The organism is Sphaerisporangium siamense (assembly GCF_014205275.1).
In the GTDB taxonomy this organism is placed as follows: domain Bacteria; phylum Actinomycetota; class Actinomycetes; order Streptosporangiales; family Streptosporangiaceae; genus Sphaerisporangium; species Sphaerisporangium siamense.
In genome coordinates this window covers 7,831,608-7,855,949 of sequence record NZ_JACHND010000001.1, presented here as the reverse complement: position 1 = coordinate 7,855,949, position 24,342 = coordinate 7,831,608, and the positions used below count along the sequence as shown (strand labels likewise).

19 protein-coding genes and 1 tRNA gene are annotated in these 24,342 nt (G+C 71.8%); 11 read left to right on the top strand and 9 right to left on the bottom strand.

Annotated features, from left to right (window positions below; all coding sequences use genetic code 11):
• Positions 1-7: 7 nt before the first annotated feature.
• From BJ982_RS35505 to BJ982_RS35480, 6 genes are all read left to right on the top strand, one after another.
• Positions 8-760: an MBL fold metallo-hydrolase gene (locus tag BJ982_RS35505; RefSeq protein ID WP_184887424.1), complete on the top strand. Its 753-nt coding sequence runs from the start codon at positions 8-10 to the stop codon at positions 758-760.
• A 5-nt stretch (positions 761-765) separates the two neighbouring features.
• A complete protein-coding gene (gene rph, locus BJ982_RS35500) occupies positions 766-1,482 on the top strand; it encodes a ribonuclease PH (protein ID WP_184887421.1) in 717 nt (238 codons plus the stop codon).
• Between the two features lie 49 nt (positions 1,483-1,531).
• A complete protein-coding gene (rdgB, locus tag BJ982_RS35495) occupies positions 1,532-2,167 on the top strand; it encodes an RdgB/HAM1 family non-canonical purine NTP pyrophosphatase (protein ID WP_184887419.1) in 636 nt (211 codons plus the stop codon).
• Positions 2,168-2,398: 231 nt separating this feature from the next.
• Complete coding sequence (locus BJ982_RS35490; protein WP_239122733.1) at positions 2,399-4,195, top strand: molybdopterin-dependent oxidoreductase; 1,797 nt, start codon at positions 2,399-2,401, stop codon at positions 4,193-4,195.
• A 1,489-nt stretch (positions 4,196-5,684) separates the two neighbouring features.
• Positions 5,685-6,269 carry a toxin glutamine deamidase domain-containing protein gene (locus tag BJ982_RS40105; protein ID WP_239122734.1) on the top strand — a complete coding sequence of 195 codons (585 nt, stop codon included), beginning with the start codon at positions 5,685-5,687 and terminating at the stop codon, positions 6,267-6,269.
• 131 nt (positions 6,270-6,400) lie between these two features.
• Positions 6,401-6,685: an SUKH-4 family immunity protein gene (locus BJ982_RS35480; protein ID WP_311772302.1), complete on the top strand. Its 285-nt coding sequence runs from the start codon at positions 6,401-6,403 to the stop codon at positions 6,683-6,685.
• Positions 6,686-6,759: 74 nt separating this feature from the next.
• Here BJ982_RS35480 and BJ982_RS35475 read toward each other — a convergent pair whose 3' ends face one another.
• From BJ982_RS35475 to bcp, 6 genes are all read right to left on the bottom strand, one after another.
• Positions 6,760-9,285, bottom strand: a complete 2,526-nt coding sequence (locus BJ982_RS35475; protein ID WP_184887415.1) for an ABC transporter permease — start codon at positions 9,283-9,285, stop codon at positions 6,760-6,762.
• A 1-nt stretch (position 9,286) separates the two neighbouring features.
• Positions 9,287-10,048, bottom strand: coding sequence for an ABC transporter ATP-binding protein (locus BJ982_RS35470; protein WP_203958863.1), 762 nt, complete (start codon positions 10,046-10,048; stop codon positions 9,287-9,289).
• A gap of 206 nt (positions 10,049-10,254) precedes the next feature.
• Positions 10,255-10,956 carry a response regulator transcription factor gene (locus tag BJ982_RS35465; RefSeq protein WP_203958864.1) on the bottom strand — a complete coding sequence of 234 codons (702 nt, stop codon included), beginning with the start codon at positions 10,954-10,956 and terminating at the stop codon, positions 10,255-10,257.
• Entirely contained in the window at positions 10,956-12,137 is a 1,182-nt protein-coding gene (locus tag BJ982_RS35460; RefSeq protein WP_184887412.1) for a sensor histidine kinase, read from the bottom strand. The genes BJ982_RS35465 and BJ982_RS35460 overlap by 1 nt, the downstream gene beginning before the upstream one ends.
• Before the next feature lie 334 nt (positions 12,138-12,471).
• A tRNA-Leu gene (locus BJ982_RS35455) sits at positions 12,472-12,545 on the bottom strand.
• A gap of 54 nt (positions 12,546-12,599) precedes the next feature.
• Entirely contained in the window at positions 12,600-13,073 is a 474-nt protein-coding gene (gene bcp / locus BJ982_RS35450; RefSeq protein ID WP_184887410.1) for a thioredoxin-dependent thiol peroxidase, read from the bottom strand.
• Between the two features lie 135 nt (positions 13,074-13,208).
• Here bcp and BJ982_RS35445 point away from each other — a divergent pair, with 135 nt between their 5' ends.
• Both BJ982_RS35445 and BJ982_RS35435 read left to right on the top strand, forming a co-directional pair.
• Positions 13,209-13,538, top strand: a complete 330-nt coding sequence (locus BJ982_RS35445) for a DUF3618 domain-containing protein (RefSeq protein ID WP_184887408.1) — start codon at positions 13,209-13,211, stop codon at positions 13,536-13,538.
• A 348-nt stretch (positions 13,539-13,886) separates the two neighbouring features.
• Positions 13,887-15,536 carry an NtaA/DmoA family FMN-dependent monooxygenase gene (locus BJ982_RS35435; RefSeq protein ID WP_239122735.1) on the top strand — a complete coding sequence of 550 codons (1,650 nt, stop codon included), beginning with the start codon at positions 13,887-13,889 and terminating at the stop codon, positions 15,534-15,536.
• Positions 15,537-15,618: 82 nt separating this feature from the next.
• Here the strand turns inward: BJ982_RS35435 and BJ982_RS35430 are convergent, their stop codons facing one another.
• Together BJ982_RS35430 and BJ982_RS35425 are read right to left on the bottom strand one after the other, a co-directional pair.
• The gene (locus BJ982_RS35430) at positions 15,619-16,806 is read right to left on the bottom strand and encodes an amino acid deaminase/aldolase (RefSeq protein ID WP_184887406.1); all 1,188 of its coding nucleotides are present in this window, start codon (positions 16,804-16,806) and stop codon (positions 15,619-15,621) included.
• Positions 16,807-16,848: 42 nt separating this feature from the next.
• A complete protein-coding gene (locus BJ982_RS35425; protein ID WP_184887404.1) occupies positions 16,849-18,279 on the bottom strand; it encodes a hypothetical protein in 1,431 nt (476 codons plus the stop codon).
• A gap of 403 nt (positions 18,280-18,682) precedes the next feature.
• Between BJ982_RS35425 and BJ982_RS35420 the strand changes: the two genes are divergently transcribed.
• Positions 18,683-19,318, top strand: a complete 636-nt coding sequence (locus BJ982_RS35420) for a hypothetical protein (protein WP_184887402.1) — start codon at positions 18,683-18,685, stop codon at positions 19,316-19,318.
• 51 nt (positions 19,319-19,369) lie between these two features.
• Here BJ982_RS35420 and BJ982_RS35415 read toward each other — a convergent pair whose 3' ends face one another.
• Positions 19,370-19,957 carry a TetR/AcrR family transcriptional regulator gene (locus tag BJ982_RS35415; RefSeq protein WP_239122736.1) on the bottom strand — a complete coding sequence of 196 codons (588 nt, stop codon included), beginning with the start codon at positions 19,955-19,957 and terminating at the stop codon, positions 19,370-19,372.
• Positions 19,958-20,439: 482 nt separating this feature from the next.
• Here BJ982_RS35415 and BJ982_RS35410 point away from each other — a divergent pair, with 482 nt between their 5' ends.
• Together BJ982_RS35410 and BJ982_RS35405 are read left to right on the top strand one after the other, a co-directional pair.
• Positions 20,440-21,969 carry an FAD-dependent monooxygenase gene (locus BJ982_RS35410; RefSeq protein WP_184887400.1) on the top strand — a complete coding sequence of 510 codons (1,530 nt, stop codon included), beginning with the start codon at positions 20,440-20,442 and terminating at the stop codon, positions 21,967-21,969.
• A 115-nt stretch (positions 21,970-22,084) separates the two neighbouring features.
• Positions 22,085-23,518: an MFS transporter gene (locus BJ982_RS35405; RefSeq protein ID WP_203958865.1), complete on the top strand. Its 1,434-nt coding sequence runs from the start codon at positions 22,085-22,087 to the stop codon at positions 23,516-23,518.
• Positions 23,519-24,342 lie beyond the last annotated feature (824 nt).

The following is a 24,342-nucleotide window of genomic DNA, read 5'->3' as shown; positions in this document are numbered from 1 at the left end:
GAAGGCCGTGAAGCTGACGATCGTCGGATGCTCGGGAAGCTTTCCCGGCCCGGACAGTCCCGCGTCCTGCTATCTGCTGGAGGCCGAGGGCTTCCGCATGCTGATCGACTTCGGCAACGGTTCCCTCGGGGCCCTGCAGCGCCACATCGGCCTCTACGACGTCGACGCCATCTGCCTGTCGCACCTGCACGCCGACCACTGCCTGGACATGTGCGCCTACCACGTCGTGCGCACCTACTCCCCGGACGGTCCGCTGCCGCGCGTCCCCGTCCACGCCCCCTCCGCCGCGCCGCGCCGCCTCGCCGCCGCCTACGGCATGGACGACGAACCCGCCCTGGACACCGCGTTCGCCTTCACGCCCCTCGCGCCGGGCTCGTTCACGGTCGGCCCCTTCGAGATGACGGCCGCCCTCATGAACCACCCCGTGGAGACCTACGGCTTCCGCGTCTCCCACGGCGGGCGCTCGGTGGCGTACTCCGCGGACACCGGCGAGAGCGCCGAACTGGTCGACCTCGCCGCCGGGGCCGACCTCCTGCTGTGCGAGGCGTCCTTCCGCGACCGTCCCGGCAACCCCAAGGGCCTGCACCTGAGCGGCAGGCAGGCGGCCGAGCACGCCGCCCGCGCCGGCGTGGGCACCCTCGTCCTCACCCACCTGGTGCCCTGGTACGACCCCGCGGACGTGCTCGCCGACGCCGCCGCCGGCGGGTTCGACGGCCCCATGGAACTGGCGCGGAGCGGGGCCGTGCATGACCTAAGGTGAGCCTCATGGCACGTGAAGACGGGCGTAGGCCCGACCAGCTCCGGCCCGTCACCATCACCCGTGACTGGCTGGCCCACGCCGAAGGTTCGGTCCTCGTGGAGTTCGGGCGCACCAAGGTGCTGTGCGCCGCCTCGGTGCAGGACAGCGTGCCCCGGTGGCGCAGGGGCAGCGGCCTCGGCTGGATCACCGCCGAGTACGCCATGCTGCCCCGGTCCACCAACACCCGCAGCGACCGTGAATCCGTGCGCGGCAAGATCGGCGGGCGCACGCACGAGATCTCCCGGCTCATCGGCCGGTCCCTGCGCGCCTGCGTCGACTACAAGGCCCTCGGCGAGAACTCCATCGTGCTCGACTGCGACGTCCTGCAGGCCGACGGCGGCACGCGCACCGCCGCCATCACCGGCGCCTACGTCGCGCTCGCCGACGCCGTCGCCTGGATGCGCGCGCGCAAGCTGTGCCCCGGCGAGCCGCTCGTCAACTCGGTCGCCGCGGTCTCCGTCGGCGTCGTCGGCCACACCTCCCTGCTCGACCTGTGCTACACCGAGGACGTCGCCGCCGAGACCGACATGAACGTCGTCATGACCGGCGCCGGCGACTTCGTCGAGGTCCAGGGCACCGCCGAGGGCGTCCCCTTCGACCGCGCCGCGCTCGACGGCCTGCTCGACCTCGCCGCGACCGGCTGCGCCGAGCTCACCACGCTCCAGCGGCAGGCCCTGTCATGACCGCCGTCGCCCCCGCGGAGCTCACCGCGCTCCAGTGGCAGGTCCTGTCATGAGCGCCGTCGCCCGCGTCGTGCTCGCCACGCGCAACCAGGGCAAGATCCTCGAACTGCGCCGCATCCTGGCCGAGGCCGACGAGAAGATCGAGCTGATCGGCCTCGAAGAGTTCCCCCAGATCGGCGAGGTCGCCGAGACCGGCCTCACCTTCGCCGAGAACGCGCTGCTCAAGGCGCACGCCGTCGCCTCGGCCAGCGGGCTGCCCGCCGTCGCCGACGACTCCGGCCTCTGCGTCGACGCCCTGAACGGCATGCCGGGGGTGTTCTCCGCCCGCTGGTCGGGGTCCCACGGCGACGACGCCGCCAACCTGCGGCTCCTGCTCGCCCAGATCTCCGACGTCCCCGACGGGCGCAGGGCCGCGCACTTCGCCTGCGCGGCCGCCGCCGCCCTGCCCTCCGGCGAGGAACGCGTGGTCGAGGGTGTCCTGCGCGGCGCGGTGATCCACTCCTCGCGCGGCACGAACGGGTTCGGCTACGACCCGATCTTCGTACCGGACGAGGAGACCCGCACCACCGCCGAGATGTCCGCCCCCGAAAAGGACGCCATCAGCCACCGAGGCCGAGCCTTCCGCGCACTCGTACCCGTCCTGCACGACCTCCTCGGCACCCAGCGTCCCGTCACCGGGGCGTAAGAATCCGCGGGCCAGTTCGGGCGTAGCGTTCACTGTGTGACGGAAAAGGGACCGGGGTCGCGCGCGAGGGACGACGAAACGGGGTCGCACGCGACGGACCAGGGTACGCGGTCGCGCGCGAGGGACGACGAAACAGGGTCGGGCGCGACGGACCAGGGAACGCGGTCGCGCGCGACGGAAACGGGAACTGGCTCGCGGGCGGACGCGTGGGCCGCCGCGCTGCTCGGCCTGGTGGCGGGCGCCGTGGCCCTCGGCGTCGGACAGCTCGTCGCCGGGCTGGTCAGCCCCAAGGCCGCGCCGGTCATCGCGGTCGGCGACGCCACGGTGGACCACACGCCGCAGGCCGTGAAGGACTGGGCGATCAGGACGTTCGGGTCCAGCGACAAGATCGTGCTCATCGGCGGCATCGTGATCGTTCTCGCCCTGGTCGCGGCCGCGCTCGGCCTGCTGGCCCGCACCCGCCCGGGTTGGGCGAGCACCGCCCTCCTGGCCTTCGGCGCCCTGGGCGCCACCGCCGCGGCCACCCGCCCCGACGCCGCCCCCCTCGACGTCCTCCCGTCTCTCCTGGGCGCCGCCACAGCCGCCTGGTCCCTCCGCTCCCTCACCCACCGCACCTGGCCAACCGGCTTCCTCCCCTCACCCCAAGCCAACAACAACCCCCAAACCGCCCCAAACAACACGCAGAAGCCCCCCGTCGACGTCCGGACGGAGGGCCCCGCCGACCTGCGGGAGGGTGAGGGTGCTGCCGACCTGCGGGAGGGTGAGGGTGCTGCCGATGTGCGGGCGGGGGAGTGGCCTGGGGGCGTCCGGGCGGAGCGGCACTCTGCCGACATGCGGGGCGAAAACCGTCCCGCCGGTGTGCCTCTCGCCGATGCGCCTGCTGCGGATCTGCCTCTCGCAGATGTGCGGCCCGTTGATGTGCGGCCCGTTGTCATGCGGGCTGGGGGTGAGCCTCCTCAGTTCGACCGGCGTGGGCTGCTTACGGGTGTCGCCGCAGGTGTGGTCGTGGCCGGGGTCGGGGGGCTGGTGGGGCAGGTCCTCGGGGGGCGGCTTGACGTCGGTACGGCGCGGGCCAAGGTGGCGCTGCCCAGGCCCGCCAAGGCGCTCCCGCCCATCCCCGCGGGTGCGGACCTGCGCCTCAAGGACCTCGGCCCGTTCGTCACCCCTAACCGGGACTTCTACCGCGTCGACACCGCGCTGATCCTGCCCCAGGTGGACCCCAAGACCTGGAAGCTGAAGATCCACGGCATGGTGGACCGACCGGTCGAGATCACCTTCGACCAGCTCGTACGCCGGCCGCTCACCGAGGCCGACGTCACGCTGACCTGCGTGTCCAACGACGTCGGCGGGCAGTACGTCGGCAACGCCCGCTGGCTCGGCGCGAGCCTCGCCGCCCTGCTGCGCGAGGCCGGCCTGCGGTCCGGCGCCGACATGCTCCTCTCGATGTCCTCCGACGGCTGGACGTCCGGCACGCCCGTGGACGTCGTCATGGACGGCCGCGACGCGCTGCTCGCCGTCGGCATGAACGGCGAGGCGCTGCCCCTGTCCCACGGCTTCCCCGTCCGCCAGGTCGTCCCCGGGCTCTACGGGTACGTGTCGGCGACCAAGTGGATCACCGAGATCAAGGTGACCCGCTACGACCGCGACGAGGCGTACTGGACCGAACGCGGCTGGGCGGCCAAGGGCCCCATCAAAACCCAGTCCCGGATCGACCTGCCCCGGGGCGGTTCGACCATCCCGCCCGGCCCCACCCCCATCGCGGGCGTGGCCTGGGCCCAGCACAAGGGCATCGACGCCGTCGAGGTACGCGTCGACAAGGGCCCCTGGCAGCAGGCCCGCCTGGCGGACGTGCCCGGCATCGACACCTGGCGCCAGTGGGTCCTCGACGGCTGGAACGCCACCCCCGGCGAACACACCATCGAGGTGCGCGCCACCGACACCACCGGCTACACCCAAACCCCCGACTACGCCCCCGTAATCCCCGACGGCGCCGCCGGCTGGCACTCCATCCTCATAGTCGTGAAGTAACTGACGCCCCATCACTACACGTCCCATCCGCCGGGGCGGGAGTCATGGGTGGAATCGCGGTGAGTGGTGGCGGTGCTGTGCGCTAGGCCCGGTGGAGGGTTCAGCTGGGCGGGACCGTGGAGGGTGTCGCCGTAGGCCGGGAGTTCTGGGGTGGGATCGCGGGGAGTGAGCACGGCGGTGCGGTACGGGCAGGGGTACGGGGCTCGGCAGGGGGAGGTGTTCTGGCTCGCGCAATCGTTGGGTTACTGCGCGGGCGGTGGAGGCCAGATCGGTGGTTCCAGGTTGGGCGGTGGATTGGCGGTGGTGCGTGGGTGTCGCCGCCTACGATCGGCGTCGTCCGGCCATACACACGGGGGAACACATGACCGGGACCGATAACGGCGTGCCGTCGCGGGCAGGGGTGTCGCGGCGCGCCGCACGCGCGGGGTACAACCCCGTCGTCACCGCCGACGGTGTCCGCTGGCGCGACTACGAGCTGGCGGCCGAGGCGTCGCCGGGCGAATGGCGTCCGCCCGCCCGCGCCGTCACCGTCCACGAACCATCACCACCACCATCCCTTCCGACCTCGCACACGCCCAACGCCGGCCCGCTCCAGCACGCTCCCGCACCACAGCCTCCTTCACCAGAGATCTCGCCGCCCCGGTCAGAGAGACAGCCGCCGCTCCGAGCGGACGCGCCCGGAGCCGGAGCCGGCGTCGGGGGCGGTGTGGGGGGCGGGGGCGGTGCCGGTATCGGGGTGTCGTCACCTTGGCCGGGAGTGCGTCCGTCTCACGTGGATCCATCGGCGGTGCATCCGGAAGTGCCGCGAGCCGGCGGGGGATCGTCTGGCCGGGCCGGAGGGGTGTCCCGGCGGTCGGGGGTGCCCTCGTTCCGGTCCGCGACGGAGGCGGGTCGGTCCGGCGTGGCTCCAGAGGGGGCACGAACGCCGTCGTTCCGGTCGGAGACGGCCTCGCCGCCATCAGAGACTCGACCGCCCGCCGTGCCACCGGTCCCGAGCGTGACTACCGGTACACCGAGCCTGCCCCGCGGCCTGGATGGATTGGACGGGCCGACGACCGACCGGCCCGCATCGAAAGAAGGGTCAGCTCCGTCAGAATGGTCCACTCGACCCGAACGGTTCGCTTCGACCGAGTGGTCGAAGCCGACCGAGTGGTCCACCCCACCCGAACGTTCCGCTTCCGCCGAGTGGTCAACACCGTCCGAATGGCCGACACCGACCGAATGGCCGGCTTCGGCCGAGTGGTCGGCGCCGACTCAATGGTCGGCTTCGGCGGAGTGGTCGGGTCCACCCGAATGGTTGCCTGCGTCTGGTGGGTCGGCGTCCGACGAGCGGTCCGCTTCGGCCGAGTGGCCGGGGGCGTCAAAGTGGCCGGCTCACTCGGATAGGCCGGGTTTGTCAGAATGGTCGGCGCATTCCGGGGGGTCGGCTCCGTCTGGGTGGCAAGCTCCGGCGGATGACTGGTTCGAGACGCGGGGGCGTCCGGCCCGGTTGGACGCGAGCAGGCCGTACGGCACGCCGGGAGGGCTGGTCTGGCCCGACCCCGAGCTGCAACGTGACCTGTGTCAGGCGCTCCCTGAGGGAGCCCGTTTCGCCGACCCGCGCGGCATCTGGATCCGCCTGGTCAACGGCGAAGGGCCTGCCGAGGATCCGTTCCGGGCCACCAACGCGGTGGACTGCGCGCTCGCGGTGATCTCCACCTGGCATGGCGAACCGGCCGTGGCCGCGGCGCGCCTGCCCGAGTACGACCGGCTCGGCAGGCCCTCGCTGGCGGGGGAGGCGGGCGGGGTGGCGCGGGCCGAGCGGTGGCTGGGGCACCGGTTCGAGTACGTCGGGCAGGGCCGCCGGGCGTACACGGCCATCGCGCGGCGGCTGCGGGCGGGCGGGCCTGGCGCGGCGGCCGTCCTGGTCACCCGCTGGTCCTCGGGAGGCGCCCACGCCTGGAACGCCCTGAACAGCGCGGGTGAGGTCGTCTGGGTGGACGGCCAACGCGGGCACGCCTCCGTGGACCCGCCACGGGGCGCGGTCACCGGAGTGTTCTGCGTGGCGATCGACCGCCGGGGGAGACGACTGTGACCGAATGAGCGGCGGGGAGGTCGCGATGAAGGGCGGCTGACGCCAGGAGCTCATGAGTGGCGCGGGCAGGGGGGCGCGGTGAGTGGGTGCGGGGCGGAAGGTTCGGTGGGGGAGTCAGGGATGGTGTCGTGGTGAGTGCGTTGGGGATGTCGGTGGAGCAGGTGCGGGCGTTGGCCGAGGAGTATTTCAATGGGCCGTTGGCCGCGGACCAGGCCACCGAGGTGGGGCTGCACGCCTTTGACGGTGGGTACGTCGCCTGGGCCAGGGGGCCGGAGAACGAGGATCCGTCCGTGCTTCCGGATGTCGCCGGGGGTGGGTGCGCGGTCATCGACGGTCTGACGGGTGAGCTGTCGATCCGTCCCCTGCTCACTCCGGAAGAGGTGGCGGAAGAGTGGCGGTCCCATCGCCCGGGATGAAGGACTCAGAGCGCGGACGACACCGGCCGGGACGGCACTCGTTAGAGGCGTCCCGGCCGGTGTCGTGTCACGGGTTAGGTGCTTGCTAGGGAGGTGACGATGGAGGCGCGGGCGGCGCGGCGGCCGGGGAGGAGGGCGGCGAGGACTCCGGCGAGGCCGGAGAGGGCGACGAAGAGCAGGACCTGGGTGACCGGCACGCGGAACAGGACGTCCTCCACGAGCGTCTGCGTGGCGGCCCAGCCGAAGGCCCCGCCGAGGACGACGCCGACGATGGCCCCGATCAGGCCCATGATCAGCGCCTCCAGCGACAGCATGCGCCGGAGCTGCGGCCGGGTCAGGCCGAGGGCGCGCAGCAGCGCCGACTCCCGGGTGCGTTCGTGCACCGACAGGCTGAGGGTGTTGGCGATGCCGAGCAGCGAGATGAGGATCGCCAGGCCGAGGAGCCCCGAGATCACCATGAGCATGGTGTCGAGCATGTCGTCGAACTGGCCGCGGATCTCGGTGGAGCTGAGCACCTTCGCGGCGGGGAACGCCTGCGCCGCGGCCTCGACGGCCTTCCTGGACGCCACGGCGCCGACGCCGTCCTTGGCGTTGACGAGCACCTGCTCGTCGTTCATGGCGCCGAACCACGTGGCGAACCCGGCGGCGGGCACGGTGATGGCGGGCAGCGGCGCCGAGTCCTCGAAGGTCGCGATGACCTTGACGTCGACGGTTCCGCCCTTGGGGGTGGCGAGCGCGAGCGTGCCGCCGGGGGAGACGCCGAGTTCCTTGGCCGCGCTCGTGCTCAGCATGGCGGTGGAGCCGGTGAACCCCTGCGTGGTGCCCTTGGCGGCCACGGCCTTGTAGGGCCCTTCGAAGGTGCCGACCTGGTACTCGGAGCGCCCGCCGTTGACCCGCGCGTCGCTCTGGCGGATCTGTACCACCGAGGCGAGCTCGGGCCGGGCGCGCAGGGCGGTGGCGAGCTCCGGCGGCACGCCGGCCGGGGCGTCGCGGTCGGTGAGGGAGCCCTGCGACATGACCATGTAGTCGACGGGGAACTGGTCGTCGAGCTGGGCGGAGATCGTCGCCCGGGTGGTGGCGGTGATGACGGAGATGAGCGTCATCAGCGTCACGCCGATCGTCAGCGCGATCGTCGTGGTGGCGGACCGCTTGGGGTTGCGCCGCGCGTTGTCGACGGCGAGCCTGCCGGGCACGCCCGCCAGCTTGGCGGGCAGCCACCCCGCGAACGCGCTGAGCGGCTTGACGATGACGGGCCCGAGGATGAGCACCGCGCAGAAGGTCAGCGCCCCGCCGGCCATGACGATGAACAGGGCCTCTGGGCCGGGCGTGGCCATGACGCCTGCGGCCGTGGCGCCGACGCCGGCGATCAGGAACAGCGCGGCGAACACCGTCCGCAGCACGCCGGCGCGGAAGGTCTGCTCGTCGGTCTGGCTGCGCAGCGCGGCGATGGGCGCGACGCGGGTGGCCGTCCGGGCGGGCAGCAGGGCGGCGCCGACGGTGACGAGCACGCCGATGGCGAGCGCGAGCGCGATGGTCCTCGGCGCGAGGGACACGCCGACCACGGGCAGGTCCTGCCCCATGGCCCCGGCCACGGCGATGGCGCCGGCTCCGAGCCCGTAGCCGACCAGCAGGCCGAGCGCCGAGGAGATGATCCCGACGACCACGGACTCCAGCAGCACCGAGCCGAAGACCTGCTTGCGGGTGGCGCCGATGCAGCGCAGCAGCGCCAGCTCGCGGCTGCGCTGGGCGATCAGGATGTTGAACGTGTTGTAGATGACGAGCGCCGCCACGAGCATCGCGACCACGCCGAACATCAGCAGGCCGATGGTGATGAACTGCATGTCCGCGCCGTTGGCCTTGGCCAGTTCGTCCACCAGTTCCTGCCCGGTGCGCACCTTGTGGCCCGCCCCGCCGAGCGCGGCGGTGACGGACGCCTTCAGGGTCTGCGGCGTCACGCCGGGCGCGGCGGCGACGTCGATCTCGGCGAAGCCTTTCTCGCCGGTCATGGCCTGCGCGGTCGCGCCGGTGAACCCGACGGCGCCGGTCATGGCCATCCGCTGGTCGACGCCCACGTCGAACAGGCCGACCACGCGGAAGGATTTGGGCTTGCCGTCGCGGCCGAGGACGCGGACGGTGTCGCCGATCTTGAAGTCGCGGGTCTTGGCGGTGTTCTCGTCGAGGACCACCTGGTCGGCCGCGGTGGGCGCGACGCCGGAGGTGATGGTCGTGCGGGCGAGCCTGCCGGTGACGATGGAGACGCCCGCGGTGGGGAAGTCGCCGACGACCTTGCCGTCCTTGCCGATCAGCGGGGCCTCGCCCTGGACGACGCCCTGCGCGTCGGCGACGCCGGTCACGCCGCGGACCTTCTCCAGGTCTCCGGAGCCCAGCCGGCCCGGCGACTCGCCGTCGGGGCGGGCGGGCAGCACCGCGACGTCCACCTTGTCGGCGGAGGCGGCGATCCGCTGGGTGACGTCGGACTGGATCGTGTCGGTGAGCACGAACGTGCCCGCGATGAAGCCCACGCCGAGCGTGATGGCGAGGGAGGTGAGCAGGAGCCGCAGCTTGTGCGCGCGCAGCCCGGCCAGAGTGCTCTTGAGCACCTCAGCCCTCCAGCTTCATCAGCGTGTCGAGCACGCTCTGCGGGGAGGGGTGGGTGAGCTCGGTCACCAGCATGCCGTCCCGGAGGAACACCACGCGGTCGGCGTAGGAGGCGGCGACGGGGTCGTGGGTGACCATGACGATGGTCTGGCCCAGCTCGCGCACCGAGGTCCGCAGGAAGGACAGCACCTCGGCGCCGCTGCGGGAGTCGAGGTTGCCGGTCGGCTCGTCGGCGAAGATGACCTGCGGCTTGCTGATCAGGGCGCGGGCCACCGCGACGCGCTGCTGCTGGCCGCCCGACAGCTCGCTCGGCCTGTGCTTCAGCCGGTCGCCGAGCCCGACGGTGCGGATCACGACCTTGAACAGCTCGGGGTCGGCCTGGCGGCCCGCGATGTCCAGCGGGAGCAGGATGTTCTGCTCGGCCGACAGCGTGGGCAGCAGGTTGAACGCCTGGAAGATGAACCCGACCCGCTCGCGGCGCAGCATGGTGAGCTGCTTGTCGTTCAACCGGGTGATGTCGACGTCGCCGACGCGCACCTCGCCTTCGGTGACGCTGTCCAGCCCGGCCAGGCAGTGCATCAACGTGGACTTGCCGGAGCCCGACGGACCCATGATCGCCGTGAAGGCTCCGGTCTCGAACCCGACGTCCACGCCGCGCAGCGCGTGCACGGCCGCGTCGCCCTGGCCGTAGACCTTCGTCACGCCGCGCGCGACGACGGCCGCCGGCGCGGCCCGGCGGAGGGCTTCTTCTCCGGTGATGGTCACATCTGGCTCCTTGAAGCGGGAAAGCGTTGATCTGCAGTGATCTCAACGCTATGGCCGCGGGAGCCGGGTTCCATGAGCCCTGGGGACGGACTTCCCGTACGCCCGGGGACTGGCCCGGCGGGCGGTGTGCGACCCCTGAAGTACCTCGAACTCGGCCGAAAGGTTGAGCGGCGCCGGTCACCGGCCGGGGGCGCCGAGCGGGCGCGTCACCGGCCGGCGGCGCCGCCGTACGGCGTGATCAGGCCGGTCTCGTAGGCGTAGACGACGGCCTGGGCGCGGTCGCGGACGCCGAGCTTGGCGAGGACGCGGCCGAGGTGGGTCTTGACGGTGGCCTCGGCGAGCGCGAGACGGCCGGCGATCTCGGCGTTGGACATGCCCCGGCCGACCATCACGAGGACCTCGCGCTCGCGGGCGGTGAGCCTGCGCAGCGCCTCGGGCTCGGGGGCGGTTTTGCCGGGCAGGTGGGCGGTGAAGCGCTCCAGCAGCCGCCGGGTGGTGCTGGGGGCGACCACGGCGTCCCCGGCGTGCACGGAGTGGATCGCGCTGATCAGGTCGGACGGCGGGACGTCCTTGAGGAGGAACCCCGAGGCGCCGGCCTTGAGCGCGGCGAAGGCGTATTCGTCCAGGTCGAACGTGGTGAGGATGAGCACTTTGGGTGGTTCGGGCAGTGCCGTGACGAGCCGGGTGGCCTCGACGCCGTCCATGCGGGGCATGCGCACGTCCATGAGCACGACGTCGGCCGCCAGCGAGCCGAGCAGGCGGACGGCGGCGTCGCCGTCGGGCGCCTCGCCGACGACCTCGATGTCCTGCTGGGCGCCGAGGACCATGCGGAACCCGGCGCGGACGAGCTCCTGGTCGTCGACCAGCACCACTCTGATGGTCACGCCGCCGCCCCCATCGTCGGTCATCACGCCGCCCTGCTCACCGGGAGCCGCACGGCCACCTGGAACCCGCCTCCCGGCCGCGGGGAGGCCTTGACGCTGCCGTCGTACATGGCGACGCGCTCGCGCATGCCGATCAGCCCGTGCCCGGCGACGCCCGCGGGCGCCGCCGCGCCGCGCCCGTCGTCGGTGACCCGCAGCTGGATCTCCCGGGCACCGTACTCCATCTCGACGGTGGCGCGGGCACCCGGGCCACCGTGTTTGAGCGCGTTCGTGAGGGCCTCCTGGACGATGCGGTAGATCACGAGCTGCTCGCCTTCCGGCAGGTCGCGGCTGGTTCCCCTGACCGTGAACTCGACCGGCAGCCCCGAGCGCCTGATCTGGGCGACCAGGTCGTCCAGCTCCGCGACGCCGGGCTGGGGCGCGTAGTCCTCCTCCGGCCCCGCGTCCTCGCGCAGCACGCCGACGAGGCGGCGCATCTCGGCCAGCGCCTGCCGCCCGGTGCTGGAGATGGTCTGCACGGCGCGGCGGGCCTTCTCGGGGTCGCTGTCCATGGTGTACCCGGCGCCGTCGGCCTGGACGATCATGACGCTGACGTTGTGGGCGACGACGTCGTGCAGTTCGCGGGCGATGCGGGCCCGTTCGGCGGCGGCGGCGATGCGGGCCTGCTGGTCGCGCTCGCGCTCGGCGCGCATCGCCCGTTCCTCCAGGCTTTCCAGGTAGCGGCGCCGCACGCTCGCGTAGATGCCGCCGACCCAGGGGGCCACCACGAACATCGAGATGGAGGCGTAGGCGCCGAACGTGGGGCCCTGCCACCGCACGAGGGCCAGGCACGCGCCGAGTTCGGCGACCAGGCCGGCCGGGATGGCCCAGCGCAGCGCGCACCGGGACACGACGCCGTACATGGCCACGAGGACGGCGAGGTCGGCGGGCACCACGTCGACGCGCATGAGCCACTGCGCGAAGGCGACGGCGGAGACGGCGGCGAAGGTCAGCACGGGACGGGTGCGCCGCCAGAGCAGTGGCGCGATGAGCAGGGCCGACAGGCCGAGGTAGGACGCCACGGTGAGGCGGACGCCGCCCGGGAACGCCGTCGTGCGGGAGTACGCCTCGGCGGAGATCAGGCTCAGAACGATCAGCGGAACGAGCAGGAGCGCGTTCGCCACGCGGCTGTGGCGCGCTGTCAGGGCGCGCAATCGTCCGAACACGCCCCAACCCTACGTACGCGCAGCTCATCCCCCTTCCCTCTGAAGAGGGATCTCGGTCTACGACCCTGGTCGTACGGGACAAAACCGCTTACAGCCCGCTTACGGGGCCTAAGGGATAGTTGTCGGTGGGAGCCACCTTCGGGTGAGTAAAGGGAGATTGTGATGCCGGGGAGCAAAGACGACGGGTCGCGTGGCAAGGGGGATGAGCCACGCGGCCCCGGGGGCCCCTGAGCAATTCGCCCTTCCGACGCCAGACGCCCCATGCCCAGCGGGCTGACACGGCCGGGCCGCCTCCACTCAGGTGGAGGCGGCTCTCCTGTTGCCCGGGCCGGAGTGGGGTCGGTGGGATTCGAACCCACACTGTCAGGTACCTAAAACCTGTGCCTCCTGCCATTGGGCTACGACCCCGGGCTTTTACGGCATGCGCCATAATAGTTGAGCGCCGGGCGGTCGCCGTACCGGTTATTCGAGTCCGAGATCTTTGCGCAGGCGGGCGACGTGCCCCGTGGCCTTCACGTTGTAGAGCGCCTTCTCGATCTTGCCGTCGGCGTCGATGACGAACGTCGACCGCAACACCCCGACCGTCGTCTTCCCGTACATGGTCTTCTCGCCGTAGGCGCCGTACGCCTGGTGGACGGCCAGGTCGGGGTCGGACAGCAAGGGGAAGTTCAGCGCGTCGCGCTCGGCGAACTTGGCCAGCTTCTGCGGGGTGTCCTTGGACACACCGAGCACGGCGAAGCCCGCCGCCGCGAGGCTCTGCAGGCTGTCGCGGAAGTCGCAGGCCTGCTTGGTGCACCCGGGCGTCATCGCCGCGGGGTAGAAGTAGAGGATGACCCGGGTGCCGCGCAGGGACTTGAGGCCGACCTCCTGGCCCGTGGAATCGGGCAAGATGAAGTCGGGTGCGGCGTCGCCGGGCTCGAGTCTCGTCTGTGTCACGGCACCAACCTACCGGCACGCCCCCCGTGCCGGGCGGTGGCGCCACCTGAGAGACTGATCGCTTGAAATGCCGGGACGCGAACGGCCGCCGTGGGCGCGGCGCGGCCCGTGCGGGACGAAGAGAAGGGGATCGCCATGGCGGACACCGACCCCGAGGCGCTCGAACGCCGGATCGAGCGCAGCAGGGCGGAGCTGGCTGTCACCGTGGACGCCATCGTGGATCGTGTCAGCCCCAAGCGCGTCGCCGAGCGCGGCGTCGCCAAGGTCAAGGCCAACGCCGAGCAGGTGATCGCCTCGGCCCGCGAGGCGGTGGGCCTCGGCCCGGCGCGCGAGCCCTACTCCGGCGACGAGGCGTGGCGCGACGAGCGGGCCGCGGCGAACCTGGCCCCGCTCCTCATCGGCGTGGGCGCCGTCGTGGTGGTCGGCGCGGCGATCGCGATGCTGCGCCGCCGCCGGCGCGGCTGACGCCCGTCTTTTCCTGATATTTCCGCCAGGCGGGTCCCCTCGGCGCGGGCCCGCCGTGACGCGTGTGCGCATTCCCTCCACGCGATCCCTTGACCATGCCGTGGCGCTTTCCTATCCTCCCGGTAGGATAAGTAGGAAAATTGGGCGCGCCAGGAGGACGAGTGACGTCGGAGCCCGGCCGAGCGGAGCTGTGGCGGTACTTCGCCCGCAGGCTCGCCCAGGCCGCCTTCGTGCTCTGGGCCTCGTTCACGGTCTCCTTCGCCATCCTCTACATGCTTCCCAGCGATCCCGTCGCGCTCCTCGTGGGCCGGGACACGGATCACGGTCGCGGGCCTGGTCGTCGGCAACGTGCCGGCCGGCTCGGTCGTCACCGAGACCGTGTTCTCGCGCGCCGGCCTCGGCCGGGTGACGGCGCTCGCGGTGACCACCCAGGACATCCCCGTCGTCCAGGGCCTGGTGGTGTTCGCCGCGCTCGTGTTCGTCCTGGTCAACCTCGCTGTCGGCTTGGTCTGCCCCGCTGCTGGACCCGCGGATCGCCCGCCCGTCACCGCGCGGTCGGTGAAGGACGACTTCGACGACATCGTCAAGGCCGGCGCCAAGCCGGAAGCGGGCCCGGCGCCTGAGACGTCCGCACCGGAGTCCAAGGAGAACCTCGTGACCAAGCAGATCCACCTCGCCGCGCACTTCCCCGGCGTCAACAACACCACGGTCTGGTCGGACCCGCGCGCCGGAAGCCAGATCGACTTCGCGTCCTTCACGCACCTGGCCAGGACCGCCGAGCGCGGGAAGTTCGACTTCTTCTTCCTGGCGGAAGGTCTGCGGCTGCGCGAGATGAAGGGCCGCATCCACGACCTGGACGTGGTCGGCCGCCCCGAGTCGCTCACCGTGCTGTCGGCACTGGCCGCCGTCACCACCCACCTCGGCCTGGCCGCCACCGTGAACTCCACCTTCAACGAGCCGTACGAGGTGGCGCGGCGGCTCGCCTCACTGGACCACCTGAGCGGCGGCCGGGCCGCGTGGAACGTCGTGACCAGCTACGACGCCTTCACCGGCGAGAACTTCCGCCGCGGCGGCTTCCTCGACGAGGCCGACAGGTACACCAGGGCCGCCGAGTTCCTGCGCACCGCGCGCGAGCTGTGGGACTCCTGGGCGCAGGACGCCGTCACCGCCGACGCCGGCACGGGCGCGTTCGTCCGCGACGGCGGCGTCGGAGAGTTCCGGCACCGGGACCGCCACTTCGACATCTCCGGCCGCTTCAACGTCCCGCGCGGGCCGCAGGGCCATCCGGTGATCATCCAGGCCGGGGACTCCGACGAGGGCCGCGAGTTCGCCGCGTCCGACGCCGACGTCATCTTCAGCCGGCACAGCACGCTGGAGGACGGCCGCGCGTTCTACCGCGACGTCAAGCGCAGGCTCGCCGGCCACGGCAGGCGTCCCGAAGACCTGAAGATCCTGCCCGCGGTGACCTACGTGCTCGGCGACACCGAGGAGGAGGCGGCCGAGCGGGCGGCCGAGATCCGGCGGGCGCAGGTCAGCCCGCAGACCGCGATCTCCTACCTCGAAGGGATCTGGGGCCGCGACCTGTCGGCGTACGACCCCGACGGCCCGCTGCCCGACGTCGACCCGGACCTGGAGGTCGGCGTGTCCAAGGGACGCGCCCAGTTCCGCGGCGACCGGAGCGCGACCGTGGCCAAGTGGCGCGCGCTGGCCGAGGAGAAGCGCCTGTCCATCCGCGACCTGGTCATCGAGCTGTCCGCCCGGCAGACCTTCATCGGCACGCCGCGCTCGGTCGCCGACGCGATCGACCTGTTCGTGCAGACCGACGCCTCCGACGGGTTCATCTTCGTCCCGCACCTCACGCCCACCGGTCTGGACGACCTGGTGGACAAGGTCGTCCCGCTGCTGCAGGAGAAGGGCGTGTTCCGCGCCGACTACTCCGGCCCGACCCTCCGCGACCACCTCGGTCTCACCGCCCCCCGCACCCGGCAGACCACCTGACCGGCTTTCGTCACCTGCCCGGCCCCGCCACCTGACCGGCCGCACGGACCCGGCGTGGGGACCGGGCGTGACGGCCCCGGCCTCACAGGAAGGTCTTGCCCTCGCCCCGGTAGGTCGGCACGGTCTCGGTGACGCGGTCGCCCTCGACCAGGTGCAGCGCGTCGAAGCGCTCGCACATCTCGCCCGCCTTGGCGTGGCGGAACCACACCCGGTCCCCGATCCCGAGGTCCCGGGCCGCCGGGCCGAGCAGCGGCGTCTGCACCTCGCCCGCGCCTTCCCGCGGGTCGTACCGCAGCCCGGCCGGCAGGTACGGCTGCGGCAGCCGCGAGGCGCCGGGCGAGCCGGACGCGTGGTACCCGCCGCCGAGCACGGTGACGACGTCCGGCGCGGGCCTGCGGACCACCGGCAGCGCGAACAGGGCGGCCGGGCGGCCGGTGAAGTTTCGGTAGAAGTCGAACAGGCGCGGGTGGTAGAGGCCGGAGCCCGCCGCGATCTCGGTGACGGCCTTCTCGCGCGCGGTCTTCTCGACCGAGCCGGTGCCGCCGCCGTTGACGAACTCCAGGTCGGCGATCCGCCGGACGGCCTGGACCACGCGGCCCCTGCGCACGGCCAGCTCGCGCCGCGACCGCTCCTGCATCAGCCGGACGACCCGCCCGTACGGCCCCGGCACCCGGTCGCCGACCCCCGCGATCTGCGCCTCGTACGCCATGAGGCCGGTGAGGCGCAGGCCGGGACGCCCGGCGGTCGTGGCGGCCAGCGCCACGGCGTCGGCGGGCTCTCGGACGGGGGAGCGCAGGGCTCCGGCGCGGAACCTGCCGCCGAAGGCGGTGAACCCCGCATCGACGTCCAGACATATCCGGATCTGCTGGCGATCGGGCACTCCGCCGACCGCCTTCTCGATGAAGTCCAGGTGTTCGACGCTGTCGGCCATCACCGTGATCTCGCGGGCCGCCCGCACGTCGCCCGCCAGCGCGGCCAGGGCCGCCCCGTCGGCCGTCGGGTAGGCCACCAGGATGTCGGTGAACCCGTCGGCGGCCAGCCACAGCGCCTCGGGCAGCGTGAACGCCATGATCCCCCGGAAGCCGTCGATGCGGAGCACCCGCCGCAGGACCTCCCGGCAGCGGATCGATTTGCTCGCGAGCCGGATCGGCTTCCCACGCGCCCTGTCCACCATGCCGGCGGCGTTCGCCCGCAACGCGTCCATGTCCAGGATCGCCAGCGGCGGCTCCAGATCGGCGGTGGCGCGATCGTAACGCCGGCGTTCGTCCATGTCGCGAGTCTAGGCACCCGGCGAACGTGAGCCTAGGTCACGTTATGAGGTTGTCACGCCGTCCTCCCCGGCCGGCGATCGGGACCGGCGGGTGAAGGCGAGGCCCGCCGCGAGGCAGGCCATGGGAAGCACCGGGACGACGTAGCGGTGGTCGAAGGCGGCGATCAGGGGCGGCAGGACCAGAAGGGTGACCGCCGTGGCCCAGGGGAGCAGGGCGGGGCCGCCGAGCCGGCGCCATCGCATGACGACCGCGACCAGCCCGGCGAGCATCAGGGCCGCGAGCAGCGGGCCCCGGACGTAGCCCTGCTCCTGGTAGGCGCGGATCCAGCCGGCGTAGGGCTCGGCGACCACGGTGTCGCCGCGCTCACCCTGGTACGCCGTCGTGAGCTCGGGCGCGGTACGGCCGGATGAGGCGATCTTGTCGGTGAACGGCTTCACCGAGGGCGGGAAGACGTAGGCGCTCTGCGGGCCGGGCGTCGGGTACACGCGGCGGGTCCACTCGAAGCTCCAGAGGGCGTCCCTCACGCCGGTGAGCAGGAAATCCAGCGGCTGCGCCAGGATCGCCTCCTTGGCGAACGCGCCCGAGAGCCGCTCGCGGTCGGCGTCCTTCTTCACCTTGGCGAGCGGCGACCCGGAGTCCCAGATGTAGACCGGCGGCGCGGGACGGGCACCGGGCGGGTCCGCCGGGCACAGGACCTTCTCCTCGCCGGTGGGCCGGATCTTCGCGCAGTCGGCGAAGGTCATCGTGCGGGCCCACAGCCACACGTTGCTCTGGCCGAGGCCGTAGCTCCCGTGCTCGGCGTGGAACCAGGCCGCGTACCCGCCGAGCCCCACCGCCGAGGCCAGCGCCGCCGCCACGACCGCCCGCACCCCGGCCCGCGCGACGACCAGGGCGACCAGGGCGACGATGAGCACCGCGAGCCCGACCGTGCGGGTGAGCGTGGCCGCCGTCAGCAGCAGACCCCCGGCGGCGGCCGTCCACGCCGCCGGGCGCGGCCTCCACAGCAGCACGGTCACCCCCGCCGTCACCAGGAACGTGAACAGCAGGTCGGCCATCACCAGGTGCTCCAGTTGCACCATGTGCGCGTCGAGCAGCACCGGGACGGCGGCCGGCGTCGCGCCCCAACCGGGCAGCCCGCCGCGCCGGCGCAGCAGCGCGTAGACGCAGGCCGCCGTGGCGAGGCCCAGCAGGTGCTGGACCACCACGACGGCGGTGAAGCTCTGGAACGGCTGGAGCGCCCACAGGAACAGCGAGTAGCCGGACGGGCGCGACTCCAGCGGCTGCGGGTCGAGGGCCGCGTTGACGTAGGTGAACGAGTCCGCCCAGAACCACAGCGCGGGCCGATACCCCAGCACCGCGACCAGTCGCACCACCGCCCCGGCCGCCACCGCGACCAGGAACACCCAGTGCGCCCGCACGAACCGGCCCGCGTTCCCCGGCCCGGTCCCGCGAGGACGGCCCTCGGCGGCCATCCCGTCGCGCGAAACCCGCTCCGCGCCCGTCCCACCAGACCATCCACTCTGCGTCTGTGCGGACTGTCCACTCTGCGTCCGTGTAGATCGTCCGGTCTGCGTCCGCGCGGACGGAGCCGCGTCGCCCGGCGTCGAGGGCGGTAGGCCGCCGGGTTCGGGGGCTCTTCCGGGCGTCGGACCACCTGCATCGGACGCCGAACCCGGAAACACCGCGAACCTCCTCGGGGGGATGACGGGCCTCACATGCTAACCGGAGAGCAGTACACCGCCTTGACACAGCTGTTCTAAATCGAGAGCATTGCTCTCACGTCGGAATGCCGAACCGAACGTCCCCTCCGGTCGGGCTCAAGCGGCCCATTCACCCCAAACCCCTCGCCTCACCAGGACTCATAAGGAACCGCTCGTGAACGCCTCTCTCACCATGCCTCGTGTCCGTCCCGGCGCCGTCGCCTTCGCGGTGGCCGGCGTCCTGTTCCTGCTCTATCCGCTGGTCCGGCCGTACTCCGACGAATCGTCCATGGCGGGCGCCCAGGCCATCGGCTCCCCGGCCTGGGTCGCGGCGCACATGTTCGCCATGGTCGGGTTCATCCTGCTCACGCTGGGGCTCCTGGCCGTCCACCTGCTGCTGAACCGCCCCGGCAGCCTGCGCGCCCTGGTCGTCACCATGATCGGCGCGGGGCTCACCCTCCCCTACTACGGCGCCGAGGACTTCGCCCTGAACGTCATCGCCGCCCGCGCCGTCCGGGACGGCGACCCCTCACTGCTCCAGCTGGTGGACGAGTTCCGCTACCAGCCGGTGGCGGTCACCACGTTCGCGGCCGGACTGCTCCTGCTCGGCGTCGGCACGGTGATGGCCGCCATCGCCATCTGGCGCTCCGGCACCCTGCCCCGCTGGAGCGCCGTGCCCCTCGCCGCCGCCTTCGCCCTGTTCATCCCACAGTTCTTCAGCACAGATGCGCTGCGCATCGCGCACGGCGCCCTCACCATGGCCGGCGCCCTCTGGATGGCGTGGACACTGTGGCGGGCCCGGCGCGCCTGACGGCGGGCGAGCGACCGATCTTGAGCGTGCGGGCGGGTCTGACGCGGGACGTCAATATGCGTGGGTGGGGCCGATCCCGGTGAGGAGGGCGTCGAGGATCCGGTCGACGTACTCATGAGTCAGTGGTTCTTGGGTGATCAGGAGCTGGAAGTACAGCGGGCCGGACAGGATCGCCATGGCCAGGTCGAGGACGAAGGCGGGCGACAGTTGACCCTGGTCGCGGGCCGTCTTCAAGCGGGCGACGGTCTTGTCCGCCTGGGGGGCGATGAAGCGCTCGTTGAGTGCGGCGGCGATCTGGGGATCGTGCTGGGCCTCGCCGATCAGGGCCTTGAACAGAGGGCCGACGGGTGGCCGGGCCAGCAGGTCAACGGCCGAGTGGATCTGGGCGCGCAAGTCGGCCACGATGTCGCCGGTGTCGGGGTAGTCCAGGGCGGGCCCGTTCACCGACAACAGCGAGTCGAACAGCAGGGCTGCCTTGGACGGCCAACGGCGGTAGAGGGTCTGCTTGCCGGCGCCCGCACGGGCGGCGACCGCCTCCATGCTCAGTTTGGCGTAGCCGATCTCCTGGCCGAGCTCCAGCGTGGCCCGCATGATGTCCTCGGTCCGGTCGGCACCGCGACGGTGGGGCGTGTCGGTCATACCGACACCTTATCGGTACGGAACGTTCCGTACTTGACAGTGGACGTCCGTCTTGGGCATCATCTATCGGTACGGGACGTTCCGTGCCGATAAGAACGGCCAGGCCACCTGGCCCGATGTTCTTCACCACACCATCGCCACCTCATGAGAAGAAGACGATCGCGTGATGCCTGGCCTCCCTGACCTGACCGTGCCGCATCCCATGCCCGAGCAGCCGCGATCATCGCCTCAGGCGCCGTCGTCGTGGACGACCTCCACCGTCGTCGACCTCTGAAACCGACATGCGGCACATCACGATCCCTCCCGGCCAGACGACACCCACCATCGCACCACCGCAGGCCTCGGTGGATGCGCGTCGGGACCAAAGACTCCTTCGTCCAAGCCGTGCAGGAGATCGTCAGCGCAGGCACAGAACCGGCAGAACGGCGCGCGAATGACATGCCTGAATCGCGGACAACGACAGATTGCAAGGAAAGCGACTGATGAAGAACGCCGACGTGATCATTGTGGGCGCCGGACCGACCGGCCTCATGCTGGCGATCGAACTGAGCTTGGCCGGAGTGCGGCCGCTGGTGCTGGAACGGCACCCGCACCGCCGCGACACCCCCAAGGCCGGAGGTCTCAGCGGGCAGATCCTGGCGCTGCTGCGCTACCGGGGCCTGCTGGAACGCTTCCAGGCCGCCTGCCCCGGCCCTGTCCCGGCACCCCGATTCCCGTTCGGCGGGGTGCACCTGGACTTCACCCGGCTGGCGGATCCGCCGCTGCACGCGCTGCCGCTGCCGCAGCAGCACCTGGAGCGGCTGCTCGACGAACGCGCCGGCGAGCTCGGCGTGGACGTACGGCGCGGGCACGAGGTGACCGGGGTGAACCAGGACGACGCAGGAGTGACGGTGGACGTACGGGGCCCGGACGGGCCGTACCAGGTGAGCGCCCGCTACCTGGTGGGCTGCGACGGCGCGCGCAGCCGCGTCCGTGACCGGGCCGGTATCGGCTTCCCCGGCACCGTCTACCCGGAGGTCAACCGGCTGGCCCAGGTCACCCTGCCCGGCGAGGTCACCGTGCTCGGCAACGGCGATCTCGGCGTCCCCGGCTTCGGCACGATCCGCGCCGGTTTCACCCGCACCGACCACGGCCTGTTCGGCCTCGGCTCCTCACCCGGCGCCACGAGCGTCTCCCTTTACACCATCGAGGACGAGAGCACCGAGTACGACGACGACGTCCCGATGACCCTCACCGAACTTCAGGACAGCATCCGCCGCGTGCTCGGCGCGGACCTGCCCCTGGCCGGATCGACGCGGCTGTCGCGCTTCACCTTCAAGGCCCGCCAGGCCGAGTGCTACCGGGCCGGGCGCATCATGGTGGCCGGGGACGCGGCGCACCTGTTCCCGGCCACCGGCGTGGCACTCAACGCGGGCATGCTGGACGCGGTAAACCTGGCCTGGAAGCTGGCCGCCGACCTGCACGGCTGGGCACCGCCCGGCCTGCTGGACACCTACCACGACGAACGCCACCTCGCCGGCGCCCGCACCATGCTGCACACCCGCGCCCAGGTGGCGCTGCGCCGCGGGCACGACCAGGCCGCCGAAGCGCTCCGCGAGATGTTCCAGGAACTGCTCACCGACGAGCAGCCGCTGCGCCGCATGGGAGCCATGGTCGCCGGAACCGACGTCCGCTACCTCATGCCCGGCACCGGCCACCACCCGCTGACCGGCACCTTCGCCCCCGACCTCGCCCTGCACACCGACCAGGGCGTCACCAGCGTCGCCGACCTTCTGCACCCCGCCCGGCCCATCCTCCTCGACCTCGCCGACCGCTCCGACCTGCGCGAGGCCGCCCGCGACTGGGGGCAGCGCGTCGACGTCCACACCGCCAAGACCGACCGGCGACCTGCCGACGCCCTGCTGATCCGCCCAGACGCCCACATCGCCTGGGCCGCACCCATCGACGAACCCGCCGCAACAGCCACGCCTGCGCTACGAGGAGCACTCTCCAACTGGTTCGGCACACGCTGACCTCGGCCGCGACTACGGGCCCCGAGAAAGCGGCACTCGGCGTGCCCCCATCACCTGGTCGTTGACCGCGTTCAAAGCGTGAGACCGGTCATTGACTGCTCCAGGAGGGATTCGCGTGAAAGCGTTGCTCACCCTGACCTGCGCAGGTCAGTTCATGGTGCTGCTCGACAACACGATCGTCGGCGCGGCCCTGCCCGACATGCAGCAGCGGCTCCACACCGGGCTGACCGGCCTGCAGTGGATCGTCGACGCCTACGTGCTGCTGGTGGCCATGCTGCTGCTGTCGGGCGGCGTCTTCGCCGACCGGTTCGGCCGCAGGCGGGTGTTCCTGGCCGGGGTGGTGGTGTTCACGGCCGCGTCGGTGGTGTGTTCGCTCGCGCCCTCCATCGGCTGGCTGATCGCCGGGCGGGTGCTGCAGGGCGTCGGGGCCGCGGCGCTGAGCCCCGCCTCACTGGCGCTGCTCGCCGCCGCGTATCCCGCCCCGAGGGAGCGCGTCAGAGCGATCGGGTTGTGGGCCGGGTTCAGCGGCATCGGCCTGGCCGCCGGACCGCTGGCGGGCGGGATCCTGGTGGAGTCCTTCGGCTGGCCCGCCATCTTCCTGGTCAACGTGCCCATCGGGGCGGTCCTGCTGCTGGCGGGGCTGCGCGTGCTGGGGGAGTCCCGCAACCCGAGCGCGCCGCCGATCGACGTCCCCGGCACGGTCCTGTCCGCCGCGGGCGTGGGCGCTGTGACCTACGGCCTGATCGAGGGCGGTTCCCGAGGCTGGACCTCGCCGGTGATCCTGGGCGGCTTCGCCGCCGGACTGGTGCTCCTGGCCGCGTTCGTCGTGGTCGAGGGCCGTGTGTCGACGCCGATGCTGCCGCTGCGGCTGTTCCGGCAGCGGCTGTTCACGGTGTCCAACACGGCGATGGCCGTGGTCGGGTTCGCGTTGATGGGGTCGTCGTTCTTCTTCTCCCAGTTCTTCGTCTACGTCCAGGGCACTTCGATCCTGGTCGCCGGGCTGCGGACCCTGCCCGTCTCGCTGGCCATGGTGATCGTCAGCCCGTACGCGGGCCGGTTCGCGGCCAGGTACGGCTTCCGCGTCGTCGCCGGCATCGGCCTGGCGCTGGCCGGGCTGGGGCTGGTGGCGCTGGGTTACGTCCACGCCGATACCGGCTACGGCGACGTGTGGTGGCGGCTGGCGGTCGTCGGCATCGGGTTCGCTCTCACCATGTCGCCGCTGACCGGGGCCGCCATCCAGGCGGTCAGCCCGCAGGAGGGCGGCCTCGCCTCGGGCGTCAGCAGCACCACCCGGCAGATCGGCGCGGTGCTCGGCGTGGCGGTGCTCGGGGCGATCGTCCACACGCGGGAGTCCGGCGGCGCCTCCTTCGAATCCGGTCTCGACAGCGCCTTTCTCGCGGCGGGTGCCGTGACGCTGGCCTGCGCCGTGTTCACCGGCCTGTGGCTGACCGCGGCCCGGACACCGACGGGCGTCCGAGCCGAACAGCCAGGAGGTCAAGCGGTCAGTGAGCCGCCGCTGACAGCTCTTCCCAGTCGGCTCACGTCTTGAGCCGCTCGGCGTAGGCCTGCTGGCTCATCCGCAGCCCTTCGATGCCGAGGCACACCCGTAGCGGCGAGCGAGCCGCCGGCTATGGGGCGAAGAGGACTTGGGACTCGAGGTCGAGTCGGGTGGTGGGGTTGGCGGCGGGCGGGGTCAGGGTGAGGATCCAGTTGCCGAACCGGCGGATGACGTGGGTGATGTAGAGCGAGATGGTGGCCAGGTCATCGAGGTCGACGGGGTGGCAGTCGGTGGCGATGGCGTTGGCAGCGTCCGTGATGTCCTGCGCGGTCGCGTAAATGACGCGGTTGGCCGGCAGCTCGTTGAACTTGATGATCTTCCCTTGGTAGTCGGGGAGGAGGGACCCAAACCCCCGAAACCATGAATAACCAGCGTGAAGTCAGAGTTCAACGACCGGCGATCAAGAGCGGCCCGTTTCCGCCGTATTCCGGTGGCACTCGTGCGACTTCACGCACATAACCGCCACCACAAGCCATCTGGTGACTATTGGGTTGGTTAAGGTGTGTTGAGCCCACAGGTGCGGGTCCGTCGTGGTTGCTCGCCGTTAGCCCACCCCAGGACTGCGCGGCCATCGAGCGGGGCAGTGCGGGAGCGCGCGGAAGAGCGGTGCCGGAGCGCGCTCGGATCACATGTCGGACTTAGCGTCTGTCGGCGCTCTATTGGTGCGTACTAGTGGGTGGGCTAACGGCGGCCGACCGGATCGGTCCTGCACGGGTGGGCTCCTATACCTCTTCCAATCCAAAGCCTTCAGCTCCACACTCACAACCGCGCGGTTCTTCGAGGTGCGGCGGCTGAGGAAGAGAAAACGGCCCCTG